Annotated in this window: 19 protein-coding genes; 4 read left to right on the top strand and 15 right to left on the bottom strand. The window is 63.1% G+C overall.

Annotated elements, in window-relative coordinates; translation table 11 throughout:
- Positions 1-16 precede the first annotated feature (16 nt).
- The 12 genes from OVY48_RS03895 to OVY48_RS03840 form a co-directional block, all read right to left on the bottom strand.
- Positions 17-1,483 (bottom strand): aldehyde dehydrogenase family protein, encoded by a 1,467-nt coding sequence (locus OVY48_RS03895; protein WP_313921877.1) that lies wholly within the window; start codon positions 1,481-1,483, stop codon positions 17-19.
- 37 nt (positions 1,484-1,520) lie between these two features.
- Positions 1,521-2,270 (bottom strand): SDR family oxidoreductase, encoded by a 750-nt coding sequence (locus tag OVY48_RS03890; protein WP_237748768.1) that lies wholly within the window; start codon positions 2,268-2,270, stop codon positions 1,521-1,523.
- 82 nt (positions 2,271-2,352) lie between these two features.
- Positions 2,353-3,141 carry a hypothetical protein gene (locus OVY48_RS03885; protein ID WP_037473110.1) on the bottom strand — a complete coding sequence of 263 codons (789 nt, stop codon included), beginning with the start codon at positions 3,139-3,141 and terminating at the stop codon, positions 2,353-2,355.
- Positions 3,142-3,271: 130 nt separating this feature from the next.
- Complete coding sequence (locus OVY48_RS03880) at positions 3,272-4,051, bottom strand: SDR family oxidoreductase (protein ID WP_313921876.1); 780 nt, start codon at positions 4,049-4,051, stop codon at positions 3,272-3,274.
- Positions 4,048-4,467 (bottom strand): nuclear transport factor 2 family protein, encoded by a 420-nt coding sequence (locus OVY48_RS03875; RefSeq protein ID WP_037473108.1) that lies wholly within the window; start codon positions 4,465-4,467, stop codon positions 4,048-4,050. The genes OVY48_RS03880 and OVY48_RS03875 overlap by 4 nt, the downstream gene beginning before the upstream one ends.
- Positions 4,464-6,146 (bottom strand): class I adenylate-forming enzyme family protein, encoded by a 1,683-nt coding sequence (locus tag OVY48_RS03870; RefSeq protein ID WP_313921875.1) that lies wholly within the window; start codon positions 6,144-6,146, stop codon positions 4,464-4,466. The genes OVY48_RS03875 and OVY48_RS03870 overlap by 4 nt, the downstream gene beginning before the upstream one ends.
- Positions 6,147-6,167: 21 nt before the next feature.
- Entirely contained in the window at positions 6,168-7,151 is a 984-nt protein-coding gene (locus tag OVY48_RS03865; RefSeq protein ID WP_037480402.1) for an MDR family oxidoreductase, read from the bottom strand.
- A gap of 4 nt (positions 7,152-7,155) precedes the next feature.
- Entirely contained in the window at positions 7,156-7,845 is a 690-nt protein-coding gene (locus OVY48_RS03860) for a TetR/AcrR family transcriptional regulator (protein ID WP_037480413.1), read from the bottom strand.
- 213 nt (positions 7,846-8,058) lie between these two features.
- A complete protein-coding gene (locus tag OVY48_RS03855; protein WP_037480416.1) occupies positions 8,059-10,479 on the bottom strand; it encodes a TonB-dependent receptor in 2,421 nt (806 codons plus the stop codon).
- A gap of 193 nt (positions 10,480-10,672) precedes the next feature.
- A complete protein-coding gene (locus OVY48_RS03850; RefSeq protein WP_037480419.1) occupies positions 10,673-11,056 on the bottom strand; it encodes a VOC family protein in 384 nt (127 codons plus the stop codon).
- Positions 11,053-11,526, bottom strand: coding sequence for a VOC family protein (locus tag OVY48_RS03845; protein ID WP_313921874.1), 474 nt, complete (start codon positions 11,524-11,526; stop codon positions 11,053-11,055). The genes OVY48_RS03850 and OVY48_RS03845 overlap by 4 nt, the downstream gene beginning before the upstream one ends.
- 111 nt (positions 11,527-11,637) lie before the next feature.
- The gene (locus OVY48_RS03840; RefSeq protein ID WP_313921873.1) at positions 11,638-12,519 is read right to left on the bottom strand and encodes a helix-turn-helix transcriptional regulator; all 882 of its coding nucleotides are present in this window, start codon (positions 12,517-12,519) and stop codon (positions 11,638-11,640) included.
- A gap of 152 nt (positions 12,520-12,671) precedes the next feature.
- On the opposite strand from OVY48_RS03840, the gene OVY48_RS03835 reads away from it, so the two are divergent.
- From OVY48_RS03835 to OVY48_RS03820, 4 genes are read left to right on the top strand one after another with little or no spacing between them, the layout of a single operon-like run.
- Positions 12,672-13,490 carry an SDR family NAD(P)-dependent oxidoreductase gene (locus OVY48_RS03835; protein ID WP_037476194.1) on the top strand — a complete coding sequence of 273 codons (819 nt, stop codon included), beginning with the start codon at positions 12,672-12,674 and terminating at the stop codon, positions 13,488-13,490.
- A gap of 14 nt (positions 13,491-13,504) precedes the next feature.
- A complete protein-coding gene (locus OVY48_RS03830) occupies positions 13,505-14,515 on the top strand; it encodes a zinc-dependent alcohol dehydrogenase (protein ID WP_037476197.1) in 1,011 nt (336 codons plus the stop codon).
- Positions 14,512-15,774, top strand: coding sequence for an alkyl sulfatase dimerization domain-containing protein (locus OVY48_RS03825; protein WP_313921872.1), 1,263 nt, complete (start codon positions 14,512-14,514; stop codon positions 15,772-15,774). The genes OVY48_RS03830 and OVY48_RS03825 overlap by 4 nt, the downstream gene beginning before the upstream one ends.
- Positions 15,774-16,937: a sulfotransferase family protein gene (locus tag OVY48_RS03820; protein ID WP_037478629.1), complete on the top strand. Its 1,164-nt coding sequence runs from the start codon at positions 15,774-15,776 to the stop codon at positions 16,935-16,937. Before OVY48_RS03825 ends, OVY48_RS03820 begins: the two co-directional genes overlap by 1 nt.
- Before the next feature lie 148 nt (positions 16,938-17,085).
- On the opposite strand, the gene OVY48_RS03815 is transcribed toward OVY48_RS03820, so the two are convergent.
- The 3 genes from OVY48_RS03815 to OVY48_RS03805 form a co-directional block, all read right to left on the bottom strand.
- On the bottom strand, positions 17,086-17,997 hold the full coding sequence (locus OVY48_RS03815) for an SDR family NAD(P)-dependent oxidoreductase (RefSeq protein WP_037476203.1): 912 nt from the start codon (positions 17,995-17,997) through the stop codon (positions 17,086-17,088).
- A gap of 114 nt (positions 17,998-18,111) precedes the next feature.
- Positions 18,112-19,260, bottom strand: a complete 1,149-nt coding sequence (locus OVY48_RS03810) for a MaoC family dehydratase N-terminal domain-containing protein (RefSeq protein WP_037472286.1) — start codon at positions 19,258-19,260, stop codon at positions 18,112-18,114.
- 151 nt (positions 19,261-19,411) lie between these two features.
- Positions 19,412-20,977: an acyl-CoA synthetase gene (locus OVY48_RS03805; protein WP_037472284.1), complete on the bottom strand. Its 1,566-nt coding sequence runs from the start codon at positions 20,975-20,977 to the stop codon at positions 19,412-19,414.
- Positions 20,978-21,077: the final 100 nt, after the last annotated feature.

The following is a 21,077-nucleotide window of genomic DNA, read 5'->3' as shown; positions in this document are numbered from 1 at the left end:
GATCCTTGCTATCCTGTCATGCGCGCCATGCGATCAATTTGGTTTCGAGAAATTCCTCGATTCCCTCAAGACCCCATTCGCGGCCGATTCCACTGGCCTTGTAACCGCCAAAAGGCAAGTCCCCGGCAATGCACATGCCGCCATTCACGCTGACGGAGCCGGTGCGTATCCGCCTCGCCACCGCAATGGCGCGATCGAGATCGGCCGAATAGACCCCGCCGCACAGGCCATAGTCGCTTTCATTGGCGATGCGGACGGCGTCGTCATCATCCTCGAACGGGATGACGACCAGCACGGGGCCGAAAATTTCTTCCTGGGCGATGCGCATGTCGTTGGTGACATCGACAAAGCAGGTGGGCTCGATGAAATAGCCGCTGCCCTTGTCGGGCCGTGCCTTGCCACCCGCCAGCAGTGTCGCGCCTTCGGCCTGGCCGATATCGATATAGGACAAGACCCGTTCCATCTGCCGCTGCGACACGACCGGTCCCATGATATGCGCGGGATTATCATAGTCGCCCCAATTGTCGCCGAAGCTGGCATAGGCATGTTTGAGGACCGCTTTGGCTTCCTCATAGCGGCTGCGCGGGACGAGCAGGCGCGAATGGACGGCGCAGCCTTGGCCGGCGTGGAACACCAGCATCGACTGGGCGACGTCCATCGCGAAATTGGCGCTGTCCTCCAATATGATCTTGGCGGACTTGCCGCCCAGTTCGAGGAAGACGCGCTTCAATGTGGCCGCGCCCTGTTCCATGATGCGCTTGCCGACATTGGTAGAGCCGGTGAAGGAGATGAGATCGACGCGCGGATCGGTCACCAGCATCTCCCCGGCGAGAGCAGGATCGCTGCCGAAGATGACGTTGAGTACACCGGCGGGGAAGCCCGCTTCCTGGGCCAGTTCGCCGAAGATTGCGCCCATGCCCGGCGTGTTGGGCGCGGGTTTGAGGATGACGGTGCAACCGGCGAGCAGCGCGGCGACGACCTTGCCCACATTCACATAAAGCGGGACGTTCCAGGGCGTGATGGCGCCGACGACGCCGACCGGTTCATAGACCGCCTTGCGCTGCGTTTCGAAGTCATAGCCGGTGCGGCCGCCATAATCCTTGTCCCATTTCAATTGCGGAAAGAGGCGCAGATAATCGTCCCAGCCGTCGAGCGCCATGTCCACATGGGCGCGGCCGACCGCGCCCATCGCGGCACCGGCTTCGTCGCGCGCGAGGTCGGACAGGCGTTCGCGGTTCGCTTCGAACAGGGCACGCAATTTGGTGACCAGGTCGACGCGCTTTTCGACATTGGTGGACCAGTCGGTCGTGTCGAAGGCGTGGCGCGCGGCGGCGATGGCTTCATCCACATCGGCGGCCGAAGCATCGGCGGCCTTGCCGACCGGCTGGCCGGTCCAGGGGCTGATGACGTCGAAGGTCTTGCCGCCCTGCGCGTCGCGCAGCACGCCGTCGATGGTGAGTTTGGCGTCGGGGAGAGTGGCCATGGCTAGGGTCTTTCTGTCGATATGCGGGATAGGGCGATCAGCGGCGGCGCGCCGTCAACGCGACCGTGCTGATGTGCAGGTCGGCGGGCATGTCGATGACGGCGCGGAAGGCGTCGGTGACGGAATCATAATGGGTGATGGGCCGCTCGCGCGGGTTGAGGCCGATCTTGGCATTGTCCTGCATGAAGCGCATGGCGACATCCATCGGCCAGTTGGTGCCGGTCTTGGTTTCGTCCATCATCTGCCCGGCCTGGACCACGGTGACGCGCACATCGTCGGCCGCCAGTTCCCGTCCCCACATGTCCGACATCAATTCCAGCCCTGCCTTGCCCCCGGCATAGAGCCAGAGCATCGCCATCTTGATCGCGACGGATTCGCTGCTGACGTTGATGATATGCCCGCCACCCCGCAGCAGCGGCAGCGCTTCACGGGCGCAATAGATCGGCCCGGCGACATTGATGGCGAGGGACGACTGAATCTGGTCGTCGCGCACCTCGGCGAGGGTGAACGGCTCATAGATGGCGGCGTTGTTGATGAGGACGTCCACTTTGGGATGGCGCGTGGCGATCTGCGCGAAGGCGGCGCGAACGGAGTCGGGATCGCCGACATCGCATTGCAGGGCCAAATGCCCCTCGCCCAGTTCGGCTGCCACGGCTTCCAGCTTCGACAAGGTGCGGCCGAGCAGGATGACGGTTTCGCCGTCACGCGCAAAGCGCCGCGCCAGGGCGCGACCGAGGCCGTCGCCCGCGCCGGTGATGATGATCGTCTTGCCCATGTCCTGCTCCATCCTTCATCTCTTGTTGCTTCATCCCATTCCGCACTGGCGCGCGCACGGCAAGGGGGACGGCCATCGCGCGCGCGATAGCTGTTCAGGCGGCGGCAGCGGGCCGCGCGAAATCGGCGGGGTAGACCGAGAGGTCGCCATCATAAGCGATGCCGCCGGGCCAAAAGGCCGGGCCGCTGACTTTGCCGAAATAATGGACCGTGCGCGCGACCGAGCCGGAGGCGGAGCGCGGGGCGAAGGCGACGCCGCTGGGGCTGACGCCGCGGGCGCGGGCGCTGAAATCCTTGACGGTAAAGAGCAGATCGTCGGTCTGCTGCGCGCAGATAACCAGGTCGCTGCCGGGGCAATAGCGTTTGGGTTCGAGTTGCACCGGCGACAGGCGGCCGCGCTTCATGCCGACCTTGCCGGGGACGCGGGTCACTTCAGGGGAATGCACCGTGTCATACCAGTGATGATATTCGGCTTCGCGCCCGGCGACGAAATTGGCGAGGATGATGCTGACGCCCGAAAAGGGCTGATCGGCCCGGTGGTTGGGGCTGAAGGCCCAGTCGGCATACATGGCATAGCTGTGAATGCGTTCGCTTTCGTCGCTATCGTCGATCAGCCCGGCGTCGCGTGCCTGGGCCAGGAGAGGGGCGAGCGCGGGCAGGTCGATTTCCGGGGTGGCGGTGTCATGCTCGTAGACGGTCAGAAATCGCCATGGCTGGGGGATGTCGTGCATGATCTGCTGCGGCGTGATGGCATAGCGGTCGGCGCTGCGGAAGCCGCGCAGGCGGGCGAGGTCGTCGCGATGCGGGCCGTCGAACCAGGCGGCATAGTCGCCTTCCCGCCCGGCCGGGACGTTATGGAGGTGGATGGTGGTATGCAGGCTCATTCCTCTGCCCTCTGGCTGCGCGCGCTCAAACGCTTGTCGGGTGACAATTCAGCATGGACGGCAACGGTGCGCCAGAGGATTGGGCGAGCCTGATCGATTGATCGCCGGGGCAATGGCAACCGGGCGGGTATCAGAAGCGGAACCCGCGCATCTGGTTGCCGCCGTCGCACAAGATGACCTGGCCGTTGACGAAACTGCCTTCTTCCGACGCGAGGAACAGGGCCAGGTTTGATATATCGGCTGCTGTCCCCTGCCGCTTGACCGACTGCATGGCTTTGAGCCGCTCCCAATTGGCGGGATCGACGCCTTGGAGCGCTGCTTCGGTTTCCATGAGGCCCGGCGCGATGCCGACGCAGCGAATGTCGTCGATGCCGAACTGCTGGGCCATGGCGTGGGTGAAGACGGTGAGCGACGCTTTGGTGATGCCGTAAGCGGTGGCGGGATTATAGCTGGCCATCGAGCATTTGTTGATGATGACGCCCTTGGCTTTTGCCAGCGCGGGACGCAGCGCTTCGGCCAGCAACAGGGGGCCGAAGGTGTTGACGGCGAAAAAATGCTGCCATTTGGCCATGCCGAGATCAAAGAATCCGCGCGCGATTTCGCCTGCATGCAGGCCTGCATTGTTGATGAGGACGTCGAGCCGGTCATGCGTCGACAGGATCGTGGCGGCGAACGCCTGAATGTCGGCTTCCTGGCCCATGTCGACGCGGTGGACGGACGCATTGCCGCCGCCCGCTTCGATCAGCGCCTGGCTTTCGGCCAGCCTCGATTCGTTGATATCGGCGAGGATGAGATGCGCGCCCTCCCCTGCAAAGGCCAGTGCATGGTCGCGGCCGAGGCCGCCTGCCGATCCGGTGACCAACACGGTCTTGCCGCTGAAACGATGGGCCATGATCCTCTTGTCCTTCATGCTTGGTCCATGCGGGTGAAGGTCACTTGCGCGATCCGCCACCCCTGGGGTGTGCGGCGAAAGACGTCGCTGTAGCGGCCCATCACCGTGTCGATTGCGCCGGAACTGCGGCGCTTGAGCTTAACCAGGACCGTCCAGTCGCCGGTGGCGCAATCGCCGTCGATCAGGATTCGTGGCGAATGGAGCATGTGCAGCAGCCACGCGCTGTTGCCCGCAATGGCGGTGCAGAGGAAATCGGTGATCGCCTGCGCGCCGATCAACCGCCCCATGCCATAGTCGCCGACGAAATCCTGCGCGAAGATGGTCGCGAAGGTGGCGCGGGCCTGATCCGGGTCGCTGGCGGCGAGATCGGCGGTGGCGCAGTAGCGGGCCTTGAGATTGGCGATCGCCAGCGACTGCTCCGCGTCGTCGCTCATGCCGGTTCGGTGGAGAGCTGTTTGACCACCAGCGCTTTCAAATCCGCCGTCTTGATCTTGGCGCTGCCGGTCAGCGAGAGGTCGTCTTCGCTGAAGAAGAGGACGCGACGGGGCACTTTATAGCTGGCGAGTTGCGCCTTGGCGTAGGTGCGGATGGCGTCTTCGTCCAGCGGTGCGCCGACATGGGGGACGATGCAGGTGACGACCAGTTCACCCAAGGTTTCATGGGGCACGCCGACGGTCTGGGTGACCTTTACGCCGGGGCAGCTTTTGATGACGGTGTCGATCTCGATCGGCGAGACATTCGCGCCGCCGGTCTTGATGATGTCGTTGAGGCGCCCTTCCCAATGGAGCCGTCCTTCCGCATCGAACCAGCCGCCATCGCCCGTGTGGAAGAAGCCGTCGGCGTCCACGCTTTCGTCCAATGGCACGCCAATATAGCCCAGCATCAGCGTCGGTCCCTTGACCGCGATCTCGCCGCGCTGGCCTAAGGGCACGACCGCGCCGGTCAATGGATCGAGGATCTTGAAGATATTGCCGGGCAAGGGGATGCCATGGGTGCCCGCGATCCGATCGTCGGGCGTGCCGGAATCGAAGATGGTGCTGATGGTGAAGGTTTCGGTATTGCCATAGGCGGCCATCGGTTCCTGCCAGTCCGTGCTGACGGTGGGATGGCGGCCGAGCGGGGTATGCTGGCCGACATAGTGGAGCGCGGACAGGTCCACATCGCTCCAGTTCGCCGCCCCCTCCAGTTGTGCCCATTGGTGGGGCCAAGCGAAGGCCATGGTCGCCCGTTCGCGCGCCATGAGGGTCAGCGCTTCTTCGGGCTGGAAGGTGGCTTGCAGGATCAGGCTGCCACCCGACGAGAGCGCGCCGCCGATCGCCATGGCGAAATTACCCGACCAGAAGAAGCCGTTGGCCGACCAGGCGCGGGCATCCTCTTTGGCGGCGAGAAAGCGTTTCCAGCGCCAGAGCTGGAGCGTGACGCCGCGGTGCATCGAGAGGATGCCCTTGGGCTTGGCGGTCGAGCCGGACGAGAAGAAGAGGACGCCGGGGTCGGCAGGCGTGACGGTAGCGGCGGTCGCATCGATCAGCGCCTGATCGATGCTATCGCCGCGCGTCAGGAAGCGGTCCCACGGTTCGATCATGCCCTCGCCACCGCCGAGCGAGGCGATGTGGCGGAGGAAGGGAAAATAGGGTGAGGCGAGCGCACCGGGGCTGGCCGTCGAGATGCCCGGTTCCAGATCGGTCAGGATCGCGGCAAAGTCCTTTTTGAGGACGGTGCGCTCCATCAGCAGGACGTGGCAGGCGGACGACTGGAGCAGATGGTCCAGTTCGGCAGGCGTCGAAAAGGTGCTGAGCGTCGCGGCGACGCCGCCCGCCAGCGCCGTGCCGAAGGCCGCCGCCAAAAATTCCGGGCGGTTGGTCATCAGGATGCCGACGCGCGTCCCCTTGCCCACGCCGCAGGCGATGAGCGCGCGCGCCACTGCGTTCGCGCGCGTCCACAGATCGTCATAGGTCCAGCGGGTGACGCTGTCCCCTTCGTACATCACCAGCGCTTCGGCCGGGCCGGACCGCGTCGTGACCTCGCGCAACCAGCCGCTCAAGGTCAGCGCCCCCAGCCCCGGCTCTTCACTGAGCGGGGGGCCGGCGACGATCGAAAGCGGCTGGTCGGTCATGATGCGTCCTTGGGGTAAGGGTCAGCGGTTCACGTCGACGATGATGCGCCCGCGCACCTTGCCATCCATCAGGTCGGTGGCCGCCGTGACGGCTTCGGACAGGCTGATTTCGGTGGCAATCACGTCCAGCAAAGCAGGGTCGAGATCGCGCGCCAGCCTTTCCCACGCCGCAAGGCGTGGCGCCTTGGGCGCCATCACGCTGTCGACGCCGAGCAGGCGCACGCCGCGCAGGATGAAAGGCATGACCGTTGCGGGAAAGTCCGCGCCCTGTGCCAGGCCGCAGGCCGCAACCGCGCCGCCATAGCGGGTCTGGGCGCAGGCATTGGCGAGGGTGAAGCTGCCGACCGAGTCCACCACGCCAGCCCAACGCTCCTTCTGGAGTGGCTTGCCCTTTTCGGACAGTTCAGCGCGGTCGATGACGCCGGCTGCGCCCAGTTGCGTCAGATAATCGGCTTCCGACGCCTTGCCGGTCGAACCGATGACGGTGAAGCCTGCTTTTTTAAGCAGGGCAACGGCGACGCTACCCACACCACCGGTGGCACCGGTGACGAGGATTTCGCCCTGATCGGGAGTGACGCCAGCCTTGACCAGCGCTTCGACGCAAAGTGCGGCGGTATAGCCGGCCGTGCCGATCGCCATCGCCTGCGCCCCGGTGAAGGCGGCGGGCAATGGCACCAGCCAGTCGCCTTTCAGCCGGGCGACCTGCGCCAGACCGCCCCAATGGCCTTCGCCCACGCCCCAGCCGTTCAGCACGACCTTGTCGCCCGGCTTCCAGTCGGCATGATCGGAGGTGCGCACGGTGCCGACCAGGTCGATGCCGGGGACCATCGGGAATTTGCGGACGACCGGCGACTTGCCGGTGATGGCCAGGCCATCCTTATAATTGAGCGTCGAATAGGCGACGTCGATCGTGACATCGCCTTCGGGCAATTGGGCTTCGTCGACCTGCTGGAGCGAGACGCTCTGCTGGTCGTCGGTCTTGTCGATCATGATGGCTGAAAACATGGGGCTATTCCTTTTTGGGAGACGAAGAGGGTGCCGTTGGTGTCAGTCCTTTGCGGAGGCGATCGGCGATGCCGGGGAAGCGATCGGCGCGCATCGAGCCATACATGCACAGGCGCAGCGATTCCTGCGCCACACGCCGGGCGAGATCGCGCCGCTCCTGGTCCGGGCGACCATGGGATTGCGCCCAGACCGGCCAGAGAAACGCACCCGACAGCATCATCACCGACAACACTTCGACGTCGATGCCGTCTTCGGCCATATCGGTTTCGGCAAAGCGCTGGAGCGACCCTTCATATTCGCGCCAGAAGGGGTCGGCCATCGGATCGGGCGAAGCCAATAGCTGGAGCAGCCAGATGCGGCACAGTTCCGGGTTTTCCATCGCGAAGATGGCGAGGCGGTCGGTCGTGTCGGCAATATCGACCTGCTCGACGCGGCGTTCACCGATGGTTTCAGGGTCGCCGAATACCGCGCGGAACATGCGGTCGGACACCCATTCCGCGGTCGCCTCGATCAGTTTCTCGCGGGTTTCGAAATGCTGGTAGGCGGTCCCGCGATTGACCCCGGCGAGCGTTGCGACTTCGGACAGGCTGATCCCCTCCGGCCCGTCCTTCGCCAGCAGCGCACGCGCTGCTTCCAGTATGACTTCGCGTGTGGCTGCAGGATCGCGGGAGCGTCTGGTTCGCGTTTGCGTCATGCGGCATGCCTCTCTTGTCGTTCGGGCGGCCCGCCGTAACGATCCGAACGACCGCCCGGCTGGCTCGCCTGGGATAAGAAGGCATAAATCAACATCAGTGTTGTCCATTAGGCAAGGGCCGTCATCGCCAGCGCCGGTGATGCGCGTCCTTCGCAGAGACTGCGGGGGCGATCCGACCGATCCTGTCCAAGGTTCGGACCGCCCCGCAAAATCTCAGCGCGATCCGAAGTAGAAACGCACGTTGATGCCGAATTCGCGCGGCGGCGTGACCGTGCCACCGGTGTAGGTGCTGGTGAAGGTCTGCGCCGCCGTCGTCGCACCTGTTGCGGTGAAGCCGGTGATCTGCTGATAGCTGGTGAACAATGGCGTGGTGCGGGTCAGAACCTTGGTCGTGTCGAACAGGTTCTTGGCGAAGAGCGATACTTCCCAACCGCCATCGGGATCGCGGATGCCGGCATAAAGGTTGGCAAGGGCATAGGCGCCGACCTGATCAAAATTATTGCTCGGATCCCCTTGCGACTTGCCGTTATAATTGACCAGTCCGCGCAGGAAACCATCGACTTTGCTGGAAACGGCGACATGATATTCGCCCTGCAAGGTCGCCGTTACCGGGGGCATGAAGGACGAACGTTGCGATACGGCGCAGGAGGACAGATTGTCCGCACCGACGGCCGCCTGCAGTTCCGCAAGCGATGGTGCCGCAGTCACCAGGTCGGGTATGCCGTCAGCGTTCAGATCATTGCAAGGGATGTTGCCATTCTTGATCTTCCCCAGCGAATAGCTGGCGGTCAGGCCGAGGGTAAGGTTACGCGTGACATCGACGCTCAGTTCGCTTTCGATGCCGTTCACTTCGACCGGCACGGCACCGACGAAGTTGAAGGATGCGACCTGCTGCGCCGTCCCGGTGACCTGGCCCGCACCATTGCGGACGGCGACGGTGTTCACATAATAGACGCCATTATTGGGGACGCGGAACGGGAAATTCTTGTAGGTCTGATGGTAGGCGGTCATGTTGAAACGTGCCCGGCCACCCATCAGGGTGCTTTTGAAGCCCAACTCATAGGATTTGGAGGTTTCAGGCGGCAGGTTGAGGAAGCTGTTTTCCAGCGCCGACTTCACGATGTTGAAGTCGCCCACGACGTTGAGACCAGGCCGCATCGAGCTGCCGGTGGCGGCATAGACCAGAAAGTCGGGAGAGAAATTATGCTTCACCGACGCGCTGTAGATGAGCTTTTTGAGATCCTGGGTATCGTTGGCGATGACGTTGCCATTGACGCCCAACTGACTGAGCGAGTCATATTTGATCTGGCGCAGGCCTCCGGAGATTTCCGTCTTGTCGCCGATCTGGGCGGTCAGGTTGCCGAAGAAGGATTGTTCATGCGTGTCGTTGGCGCGCAAAATGTTGGTCGTCACGATCGACGCAATCCCGCCCCCGAACGCCGTGGGAAGACGCACGGGCGTCAGCTGGCTAAGGGCCGTCGGCGAATCGAGCTTGCTGTCAAAGAAGCCGATCACATAGTCGAATATGCCAAGAACGCGCTCCTCATTCTGGAGCCGGATTTCATGCGACGTCCCCTTGGCGATCGTGTCGGTGAGCTGGTTGATGTCGCGACCGATGAAGAAATTGCCGCGGTCCAGATTTTCCGTCGATAGATATTCCTGCTTGCTGTACTGGCCCTGATAGATCAGCCGCTGACCCCACTGGGCGAGTTCGGCGCGCCAGTTGAAGATATCGAACCGCTGATTGATGATGCGTGGCTGTTCCTGGATCGACAAGCGATCCTTCGCCGTGATCAGCACCGGGCTGGGCGCGGCCGCCGGATTGGCTTCGCTAAAGGAAATCGACTGATCATAGGTCCGCGCGTCGCGGTCCATATATTGATAGGTGCCTTCCAGCCTGATCCAATCCGCCGGTTCGATGAGACCGACGACACGATAGCTCTTGGTCCGCGAATGCGGGTCCGGCGCGCCGGCGCTGCGCACCAGCGGACGGACGCGATCGACTTCATTTTCGTCCCACACGCCCGACACGCGGATGCCCGCAATGCCTTCGATGACGGGGATGTTCAGCGCGCCCTTGAAGTTAAGGGTGCCGATATCATTGGCGGTCCAGTCCGCATAGCCGCCAAACTGGTTGAGATCAGGCTTGCGCGTCGTGATGGTGATCGAGCCGGACGGCGAAGCGCGACCGCGCAAGGTGCCCTGCGGCCCGCGCTGCACTTCGATCTGGCCGATGTCGTACATCTGCTGAATGACCACGCCCGGCGAGATTGGCGCGTCATTGAAGTAGAATTCGACCGTGCCGTTGTTGCCGGACGCACTGGCGTCGAAATTGACGCCGCGCAGGCGGGCATTGCCGCCGATACCGTTGGGGTTGGAGGTCAGTTCAAGGCCGGGTGCCAGCGATTTGACTTCGGTGAATTCGCGGAAGTTGAGATTGTCGATGGACTGGGCGGTCACGGCGTTGACGACGGCGGGAACGTCCTGAACATCCTCGCCGCGACGGCGTGCTTCCACGATGATGGTGGGCGCATCGAAGCCATTTTCCTGCGGTGCTTCCTGCGCGATGGCCGGCATCGCCAGGGTGAGAACCGCCAGGCTGGCGCTCATACTATAATAGGCTGTCTTCCGCATCCGAAAATCCTCCCCAATTTGGCGCCTCACCCGATCTAAGGCCGGGAACGGCGTGGTCATCATTGTCCTTTTGTGAGTCGCGTTATGCCCGATTAGACTGTGGCGCGAAGCCCTTAACCAACAGGGGTGTTTATATATCGCTGTCGCGATTCCGGCCTGATCGTCGCGGGTTGAGTGCTGGCTTATGAGTGGATCAGGTGTCGGGTGGCCCGTAGCAGAAGATGACGAGCTTGTTGCCGTCGAGGTCGCGGAAATAGGCACCATAGAAGCCATTGGGGTCATCGCCCCTAATGCCGGGCTTGCCTTCGCACTGGCCGCCAAGGGCCATTGCCCTGGCATGGACGGCATCGACCGTTGCGCGGCTGGCGGCCTGGATGCCGACCTGGTTGCCGTTGCCGGGCGATGCGTCGCCCGCGAAAGGCTTGCCGATGAGGAGCATGCCGCTGTCGGGGGTTTTGTAGGCCACGACGTCCGGGCGGTCGAAGGCGCGGACGGCCCCCAACAGGGCGGCCAGTTCGTCGTAGAAACTCTTGGCGCGATCGAGGTCGCGGGTGCCGAAGCGGGCCAGGCTGATCATGCGGTGCGTCCTCCCATGGCGGCCCAGCGTTCGGGGGCCATCCAGACATATTCACTATAGTGGCCGAGCCACTTGCGGGTATCGAGATAGAGGAACTGGAGCATGCCCGGCGTTCCGCCTTTCAACGCAACGGGAAAGGGCTGCCGGTCGACCTGCGCCAGGAAAGCGTTCCAATCATCGACGCGGTGGCAGACATGATGGAAGCGCAGCCGGTCGTCGGCTGGCAGAGCGTCGCGATAGAGGGCGAGGACGTCGCCCTGCCCCGGTTGGATCAACTCGATTTGCATGTCGCCGATCCAGAGGAAGGCGAGCTTCTGCGTGCCGATGCCTTCGCCATGGGGTGTCCAGAGAGTGACGGAGATTTCGGCTTCGAGGAGCTGGCGGATGTCGGCCCGCTCCTTAAACTCTGCCACGGCCTGGTCGATATTTCGGGTCACATAGGCATTTTGATAATGGCGTCCGACGATCATCCTGCCGCCCTCTCCTGCTGATGCGTTCTGATTATGCGTACAGCGACTAGGACAATGGATTGCGGTTTTTTCAAGGCAGATACTATCGTAATCAAGCCATTATATAGATAATCAGCCAGAGAATGGGGGCGACAGACGGCGCTGACGAAATTGGCGGGGGGTGGAGCCGGTCGCGCGGCGGAAGGCGTAGGCGAAGCTGGAAGGGGAGGCAAAGCCGAGCGCGAAGGCGATTTCCTTGATGCTTTGCGGGGTGGCGAGATGACGCTTGGCCATGTCGATCCGGGTCTGGGCGATATGGTCGCCGATCGAACAGCCCCGCGAGGCGCGAAAACCGCGCGTCAATTGGCGGGGGGAGAGGTTGCACAGCGCCGCCAATTCGCCAAGCGTCGGGGGTGGACCAAGCATGTGCAGCCGTTCCTCAATACGGCGCAAACGCCAGGAGGACAGACCCCCGCTGACCGGGCCTTCGCCGATCGCCTGGCAATAGCGGGCCACTTCGATCGCCAGTTGCCGGGCGATGAGTTCGGCGAGGATCGCGCTGCCGGACCCTGGATGACGGACTTCGTCGGCGAGCCGCAACAGGCAGGCGCGCATATGGGGATGGGTGATGTCGAGGCCAGCGGCGAGGCGCCGGTCAGTCCAGTCGATGCCGCCATCATCGAGCCAGCAGTTGATCGCCGCGGCCGGGATTTCGCAGATGACCGAAGCCTGCCGACCGCCGGTTTCGCTGCGGATATGGATCGCTTCGCCGGGCGGCACGAGGAAGATTTCGCCCAATGGTTCGTAGCGATGCGGTCCCCAGCGGTCGCGATAGCAGCCGCGCGCCTTTTCAGGGCGCGGGGTCAGGCACAGGTCGAGCCAATAATGGTCGGTGCGGTAGAAGAGCCGGTCGGTCGGCTGATCGAGATGCAGGCGCATGATGCGTATCAGCGCGGACGGCACGATCAGTTCCGCCTCGAACAGCGATTCGGCATAGGTTTCGGCTGGCGGCACGGGCGCTCCGGGGCATAGATGTCTTGGCTCGATATAGCGGTTATGGCCTGATCTCTACAGACAGGTCAATTGCGGCCTGTCCCATGCTGATCGACAATCGCGCGCAGCAAAGGACCGCCGTCGGGCGGCGACATTTCATAGGAGAGCGATAGGTGGCGGGTCTTTTCGACTGTTCGGACAAGGTAACGCTGGTGACCGGCGGCAATGGCGGCATTGGCCTGGGCTTTGCGCGCGGCGTGGCGAAGATGGGCGGCAAGATCGCCATCTGGGCGCGCAATGCGGACAAGAATGCAGCGGCGAAGGCCGATTTGCTGGCGGCGGGCGCGGCGCGCGTCGAAACCTATCAGGTGGAAGTGGCATCGGAGGAAGCGATCATTGCGGGCTATGCGCAATTGCTGGCCGATTTCGGCCGGGTCGATTGCGTGTTCGCCAATTCGGGTCGCGCGTCGCGCAGTCGGTCGGTGCTGACGCTGGACGCGGCCGAATGGCATGACTTGCTGGCGGTGAACCTGCACGGGGCTTTCTTCACCTTGCGCGAAGGCGCCAAGGCGATGGTCGCGCGCGCCGAAGCGGGCGAGCCGGGCGGGAGCCTGGTCTATTGCGGTAGCCTGTCGATGTTCCACGGGATGCCCGGCATAAACAATTATGCGGCGTCGAAAGGCGGCATGGGCGCAGCGGTGCGCGGCATGGCGGCGGAACTGGGCAAATATGAGATCCGCGCGAACAGCATCGCACCGGGATATGTCAAGACCGGCATCGGCGGCGATCAGGGCATGAGCGAGGAAATGAAGGCGCGCATGGCGGCGGTCGACGCACATTTTTCCGCCAAGACGCCGATCCATCGGCCCGGTGCGATCGAAGATTTCGAGGGGATCGGTGCCTATCTCTGCTCCGATGCATCGCGATTTCATAGCGGCGATACGATCGTGATCGATGGCGGCAGCCTGATCTATCCCCCTTACGCCTTTTGATCGGGAGCCGCCCCATGCGCCTGCTCACCATTCATGACGTCGATGACGTGCGATTGGACCCCTATGAACGGCCCGAAGCCGGGCCGAAGGATGTGGTCGTCAAGATGAAGGCCTGCGGCATTTGCGGCAGTGACCTGAGCTACATTAAAAATGGCGGCATCCCGACGCCGGGCAGGCGGACGGCGCTGGGCCATGAGGGCGCGGGCGAGCTGCTGTTCGTGGGCGCGGACGTGACCGGCGTTTCGGTCGGGCAAAGCGTCATCATCAACCCGATGATGACGCCCAGCTATATCGGCAGCGGCGGGCCGGAGGGGGCGTTTACCGAGGAATTGCTGGTGCGCGACGCGCGGCTGGGCGACAGTTTGCTGCCGATCCCTGAGGGTATATCCTATGATGTCGCGGCGATGTGCGAGCCGCTGTCGGTCGCGATGCACGGGGTCAATCGGGCGCAGGCGAAGGCGGGCGACAAGGTCGTGATCTTCGGCTGCGGGCCGATTGGCCTTGGTATGATCCTCTGGGCGGTGGACCGGGGGTGCGATGTGATCGCGCTCGATCTGGCGGAGGAGCGGCTGGAACGGGCGCGGGCGCTGGGCGCGCAGACGATCAATCCAGCGCGCGAGGATGCGATCGCGCGGATCAAGGCGATCCATGGCACGGTGATTGTGTTCGGGCGGGAGAAGGCGCTGACCGACGCCTATATCGATGCGGCAGGTGCGCCGTCGATCTTGCGCGACGTGGTGACGCTGGCCAAGACGCATGCGCGGCATGTGATTACGGCGGCTTACCTCAAGCCCATCGAACTGCCGGCCGGGCCGATGCTGACCACCGAGATGACGATTACGACGGCTGTTGGCTATCCGACCGAAATGCCCGATGTGATTGCGGCGATGCCGCGTTTGCAGGACAAAATTGCGGCGCTGATCAGCCATAGATTGCCGTTCGATCGGGTGATCGAGGGGCTGGATATTGCCGCACAGCCGCAATCGGCCAAGGTGATGATCGAATTTGCGGACGACGCGGCATGAGCGACACGCCGCAGACGCCGCTTGGCGCGCTCGTCATGGGCGGACAGGGGCAGACCGACGCCGAGCGGATCGGCGAGGGCATCTTCATGGTGAAGGATATTTCCAACGCCTATCTGGTGACGACGGGCGATGGGGATTTGCTCATCAATACCGGCTTTCTGGGCAATGGCGCGCGCAACAATGCGTTGTTTGCCGCGCATCGCCACGGGCCGCTCAAGCGTATTATCGTGACGCAGGCCCATGCCGACCATTATGGCGCGCTGCCCGACCAGATGGAGGACGGCACGCAAGTCATTGTCGGGTCGGGCTTTGGCGAGACGGTGGACTATTTCGAGCGGCTGGCCCCTTTTCTGGGCCGCCGGTCGGGCAAGCTGTGGGCGTCGATGACGCGGCGCGACGGGCCGCCGCCCAAGCCGCCGGTAATCGTGCCGGATGTGGAGGTCGCGACCAGCCTTGCCTTCGCGCAGGGCGGGCGCGCGTTCGAGGTGGTCAAGACGCCGGGGGGTGAAAGCCTGGATTCGGTGTTCGTGTGGATGCCGCAGGAAAAGACCGTCTTTACCGGCAATCTGTTCGGCCCGGTGTGGCGGGCGATGCCCAATCTGGTGACGATGCGCGGCGACAAGCCCCGGCTGGTGCGCGCTTACTTGCGCTCGGTCGAGCAGGTGCGGGCGCTGGGCGCGGAGCTGGTGATTAGCGGCCATGGCGATCCGATCAGAGGGGCGGCGCGCATCCGCGCCGATCTGGACGCGATGCACGCGGCGGTCAGCTATCTGGAGCGCGAGACGATCGCGGGGATGAATGCGGGCAAGACCGTGCAGGAATTGATGCGCGAAATTGCATTGCCCGATGACCTGAAGATCGGCGAATTTCATGGCAAGACCAGCTGGGTCGTGCGCGCCATCTGGGAAGAAAATGGCGGCTGGTTCCATTATGCCGATGGCACGACCGCGCTCTATGGCGTGCCGCGTTCGGCGGTGAGTGCCGATCTGGTCGAACTGGCTGGCGGTGCAGGCGCGATCGTGGGGCGGGCGCATGGGCATGTGGCGGCGGGGCGGCCGCTGGAAGCGCTGCATTTATTGGACATCGCGCTGGAAGCTGTGCCCGATCATGAAGCGGGATTGAGCGTGCGCAAGGCAGCGCTGGCGCAATTGCTGGCGGCGAGCGGCAGCACGAACCTGTCGGAAACCATGTGGCTGAAGGCGGAGATCGCCGAGACGGAGAAGCGCCTCGCCAGCCAAGCAGAAAAGGGAGAAGGATGATGACCACCACCATCGCAGGGCTGGACGCTGACGCGCTGATTGCGGCGGCGCGCGAACAGACGGGGCTGACCGATCTGGGCGATGAGGCGATATTGGAAGGGCTGTATGTCCTGATCGATGCGATCAATGGCGAGGCGAAGCTGACCGAGGCGGCGCAGGGCCGTTGGGCGCAGCAGATTACTGCCACGCTGGCGAACCGCTTGCAGGTCGAGGATTATCTGGCGAAGCATCCTGCGTTGCTGGATGCGCCGGTGGACAAGCCGCTGTTCGTATTCGGGCTGCCGCGGACCGGCACGACGCTGACGATCAATTTGCTCAATGCCGATCCGGCGCGGCGGTGCTTCCTGCGCTGGGAAGCGTTCAACAGCGTGCCGCCAGCGGCGAAGGGCGCTCTGAGCAGCGATCCGCGCTATGTGGCGGAACAGGCGCGGCTCGACATGATGCTCAAATATGCGCCGCATATTTCGGCGATGCATCATGAGGATGCGGACAGCCCGACCGAGTGCCAATTTTCGATGGCACCGTCCTTCTGCGCACAATATTATGACTCGGTGCTCAATATTCCGAGCTATCAGAAGTGGTTGTTTTCCACGAGCTACCTGCCTGCCTTCCGCTATCAGAAGCGGTTGTTCCAGATGTTGCAGGAGAATGAGGGCGGGCAATGGACGTTGAAAAATCCTTGGCATCCGTTGTTTCTGGATGATCTGACGACCGTCTATCCCGATGCGCAATTGGTGATGACGCACCGCGACCCCGCCGATGTCGTCGCGTCGGCGTGCAGCCTTGTTTATCAGGTGCGCAAGATGTTTAGCGACGATGTCGATCCGGTCGAGGTCGGCAAGTCGCAGCTGCGCACCTTCGACCTGATGATCGAACGGATGCTGGCCTATCGGGAGAAGCATGGCTGGGATTCGATCCACGATATTCAGTATGACGCGCAGGTGCGCGACCCGATCGGCGAGATGCGGCGGCTCTATGCGCGGTTCGATACGGCGCTGACGGCGGAGGCGGAGGCTGCGATGCAGGCGATGCTGGATGCCAATCCGCAGGGCAAGCATGGCAAGCATAGCTATGATCTGGCGGATTACGGGCTGGATCGCGCGGGTGTACATGCGCATTTCCGGGATTATACGGCGCGGTTTGGGATTGCGTGCAGGGCATAAGTGACCGGCCTCATCTACCCCGTTCGGGCTGAGCCTGTCGAAGCCTTGCCCTTCTGTTCAAGAAGTGCGGCCCTTCGACAAGCTCAGGGCGAACGGAGGAAGGAGGCGAAGGCAAAACGGCGAACACCTCCGTCGCGCAAAGATGAGTTTACCCCGCTCGCGCCATCTCAAAGCAATAGCGGAGATGGTCCATATGGCCGTCCGGCACGGGTGCGAAGTGGAGGGCGTTGTCGGTGGCGCGGATGGTGTCGAGATTTTCGGCGATCTGTTCGATGGTCCAGTCGGGGCGAAACGCGCCTTTGGTTTCCATCATATAGGCGCGGGCGACGCGGCCGGCCATGGCGATGAGCATTTCGCCGGTCACCGCGCACTCCTCATGCGCCAGATAGCCGACGGTGGGGGCGACAAGGTCCGGGTCCATCGGCGGGTAAGCGCTGGTGTCGAGGCCGTCGGCCATGCGGGTGACGGCACCGGGCAGGATGATGTTGCTCTTTATATTGTGCGCTGCGCCTTCGATCGCGGCGACGTTGGACAGGCCTGTCATCGCGGCCTTGGCCATTGAATAATTGACCACGCCCGCATTGCCATAGAGGCCGTTGAGGGAGCCGGTCAGGATGATGCGGCCATAGTTGGCGGCGGTCATGTGCGGGAAGGCGGCGCGCACGACGTGGAAGGCGCCGCGCAGATGGACGTCGAGGACCGTTTCGAAATCCGCATAGCTCAGCTCATTGAGCGAGCCGCGCCGGACGATGCCCGCATTGTGGATCAGGATGTCGATGCGGCCATAATGGGTGATGGCGGTGTCGATGATCGCCTGGCCGCCCTGCGACGTTGCGACGCTGTCGGTCGAGGCGACGGCTTGCCCGCCGGCGGCGCATATCTCGTCCACCAGTGTCTGGGCGGGACCGGCATCGCCCCCCTCCCCCTGCATCGATACGCCCGGATCATTGACGATGACCTTGGCACCGCGCGCCGCCAGCAGCAGCGCATAGGCGCGGCCCAGGCCCCGGCCTGCCCCGGTGATGACGGCGACCCGGCCGTCGAAGCGCATCTCGTCCATTCTACGATCCTCTCTCTCACTCTGGCCCGATCCTAGCGGCGGGCGCGCAACGCAAAAGGGCCGCCGCCGCATATCGCTGCGGCGGCGGCCCTCCTCTCCTACCCCGTTACAGGATCAGGCTGGTTTGCTCGGCAATTCGGCGATCGAGGTGCCGAAGGCGGAGACTTCGCCGCGATGGGTGGTCGCCTGCTGCTGGATCTCGACATATTTCTTGCCGCTTTCCTCGAACTTGCGGATGACACTGCCGTCGATGTAGATCGCGTCGCCATCGGGATTATGACGGCGGATCTGGCACTTGCTGCGCGTCAGGAAGCCGTCGTCACCGATCCAGTTGGTGATGTGATGGGTCAGCCAGCTGCACCGTTCCGGGCCATAATCATAGGCGCCGGGCGCGCCGACTTCGAGCGCGAAGGCTTCGTCCCAATGGACCCGCTCCGGGCAGTCTGGCACGTTGAAGCGGTTGCGGATGCCAAGGCCCGGATGCGCCTGCTGCATCTGATTGGCCAGCTTGTTGGCGCGAATATAAAGACCGCCCCAGCCCTGCGCGTAGCAGATGAAGCCGGTGACCGTCATCGGCCCCTTCATCATGCGCGGCAGTTCGTCGCCGACTTGCACGTCTTCCCAATAGCGGGGCACCGAGCCGCGAATTTCCTCTTGGCTGTAGAGGCGGGTGAATTCGGCGAGTTCTTCCTCGGTATATTGCTCCACGCGGCCACGCGCTTCGGTATATTTGGTGCCGCGTTCGCGGGCTTCGTCGCGGTCGGTGCGGAATACCCAGCTGTCGCCTTCGGCCACCTTGTCGCCCGACTGGTTGAAGAAGTCGACATGGTAGATCTGCTGGAAGCTGCGGCCAGCGAACTTGGTATTATGTTCGACCAAATCCTTGAGATAGGCTTCGGTGCGGATCGTGTCGTTGCGCAGCACCGGCTTGTGCCAGGTCCAGTCGGCCCCCGCCCACATGGCATGGACGCCCGACAGGCCGCCGCAATAGCCCGAAATGATGCGGCTGGTCGTGAACAGGAAGCTGGGCAGCGCAACGAGCGAGCCATATTTGGTCTTTTCGGCATAGGCCGGATCGCACCACAGGGGATTATCGTCGCCAATGCCATGGGCATAGTGACGGATCGCGTCGCGGGTCGCTTCATAATTCCAAGGTTCGACCGTATTTTCGATCTTAACGCCAATGCGCTTGCGCAGGTCGTCCAGGCCTTCTTCGGTGATCTTGGGGAATTTATTGGTGGGGGCTTCCGCCAGTGTTGCCATGTCTTTTCTCCTGATAATGCATAATTTTAATTCCTCCCCGGCAAGGGGAGATGGATGGCCGCAGGCCAGACGGAGGGGTGTTCCCGTCTCGATAGGGTGACACCCCTCCACCGGCTTCGCCGGTCCCCCTCCCCTTGCAGGGGAGGGTTTTTTAGATCGCGGGTTCGACCAGTTTGGCGGCCTCGCGGTCTCGAAGGATTTTGCGGTGAACCTTGCCGGCCGGGGTCTTGGGCAGGTCGGTCACGAATTCCACGACGCGGGGGAATTCATGCTGGGCGAGTTTTTCGCGGGTGAAGGTCTGGAGTTCCTTCACCAGCGCGTCGCTGCCGTCGCAATTGGCGATGACGAACGCCTTGACCACCTGGCCGCGTTGCGGGTCGGGGACACCGATGACCGCACATTCCAACACCACGGGATGTTTGAGCAGCGTGTTTTCGATCTCGACCGCGCTCATCGTCCAGCCGGCCGAAATGATGACGTCGTCGGCGCGGCCGCAGTGATAGAAATAGCCGTCTTCGTCGATCTTCGCGCGGTCCTTGGTGGTTTCCCACTTGTCGCGCCGCCACAGCATCAGTTCGCCGATCTCGCCGGGGGTGGACGGTGTGCCATCAGGGCGCTGGACTTGTAGCTTCTGGCCGGGCACGGCTTTGCCGAGCGAACCGGGCTTGACGGTGAAATCATCGGCACCCGGATAATTGACCAGCACCACGCCGATTTCGGTCGTGCCGTACATGGAGCAGGCGGGCACTTTGAAATAGGTATCGATGAAGTCGAGCGTTGCCGGGTCGATCGGTTCGCCGGTGTAGGATAGCTTCTGGAAGTGGAAGGCAAAGTCCTCCGCCTTGCCGCTATTCTTCATCATGCGATAATGGGTCGCGGCGGCCGACATATTGGTGATCTGGTAATCGTCCAGCGCTTGCATGAGGCGGACGGGATCGAAGCGACCAGCAAAGGTGCCGGTGGTCACGCCCAGCCCCAGCGGGGCGAGCGTCCCATGCCACAGGCCATGCCCCCAAGCGGGCGAGGAGGGGCAGAAAAATTCGTCGCCCGGCCGGATGCCGGTGCCGTAGAGCGCGGCGAACATCAGCGTCACCAGCGCGCGGTGGCTATGCTTGACCGCTTCGGGTAGTTCGCGGGTGGTGCCGGACGTATATTGGAATACCGCTAGGTCATTCGCCTTGGTCTTGGGCGTATAGGTCGCGGGATATTTCTCAATCTCGTCCAGCAAGCCGTCATCGGCAACGACGACGCGGGGGCCGTTCATGCTGCGGGCGAGGTCTGCCTTTTCGCTGTTGGTGATCAGGATGGTCGGCTTGCAGTCGTCGACGCGCAGGCGCAGCGCATCGGGACCGAACAGGGTGAAGAGCGGCACCGAAATTGCACCGGTCTGCATCGCCCCGAACAGGCAGACATAGAAGGGCAAAGAGGGTTCGAGCATGAAGGCGATGCGTTCGCCGGGTAGAACGCCCTCTGCATCGAGCCAATGGGCAAAGCGCGCGGCACCTGCCGAAATTGTATCGAAGCTGAGAATTTCATCGCGGCCATCGGCGTGGGCGATGCGGACGGCGGCGCGGCCGCCGCCATCGGCGTGGCGGGTGATGCATTCATGCGCGATGTTGAGATGATCGCGGTCGCCGTCGAACAGATCCCAGGGGGCGTCGGACGTCGCATGCGCCTGCGCATCGGCATAGCTGCTATAGTCGGTGAGTTTGGCCATCCGTCCCGTCCATTCACTCTGTCGAATGGCGGAAGAGCCGCCTTCGTCATGATGGGCCCTGCATGTCATGGCGACTCATTCATTGTAAATCGCGAACAAT

Origin of the sequence: Sphingobium sp. SA2, assembly GCF_032227065.1 — a bacterium.
In the GTDB taxonomy this organism is placed as follows: Bacteria; Pseudomonadota; Alphaproteobacteria; order Sphingomonadales; family Sphingomonadaceae; genus Sphingobium.
The sequence above is the reverse complement of the archived record's forward strand: the minus strand, read 5'-3'. Positions and strand labels throughout refer to the sequence as shown.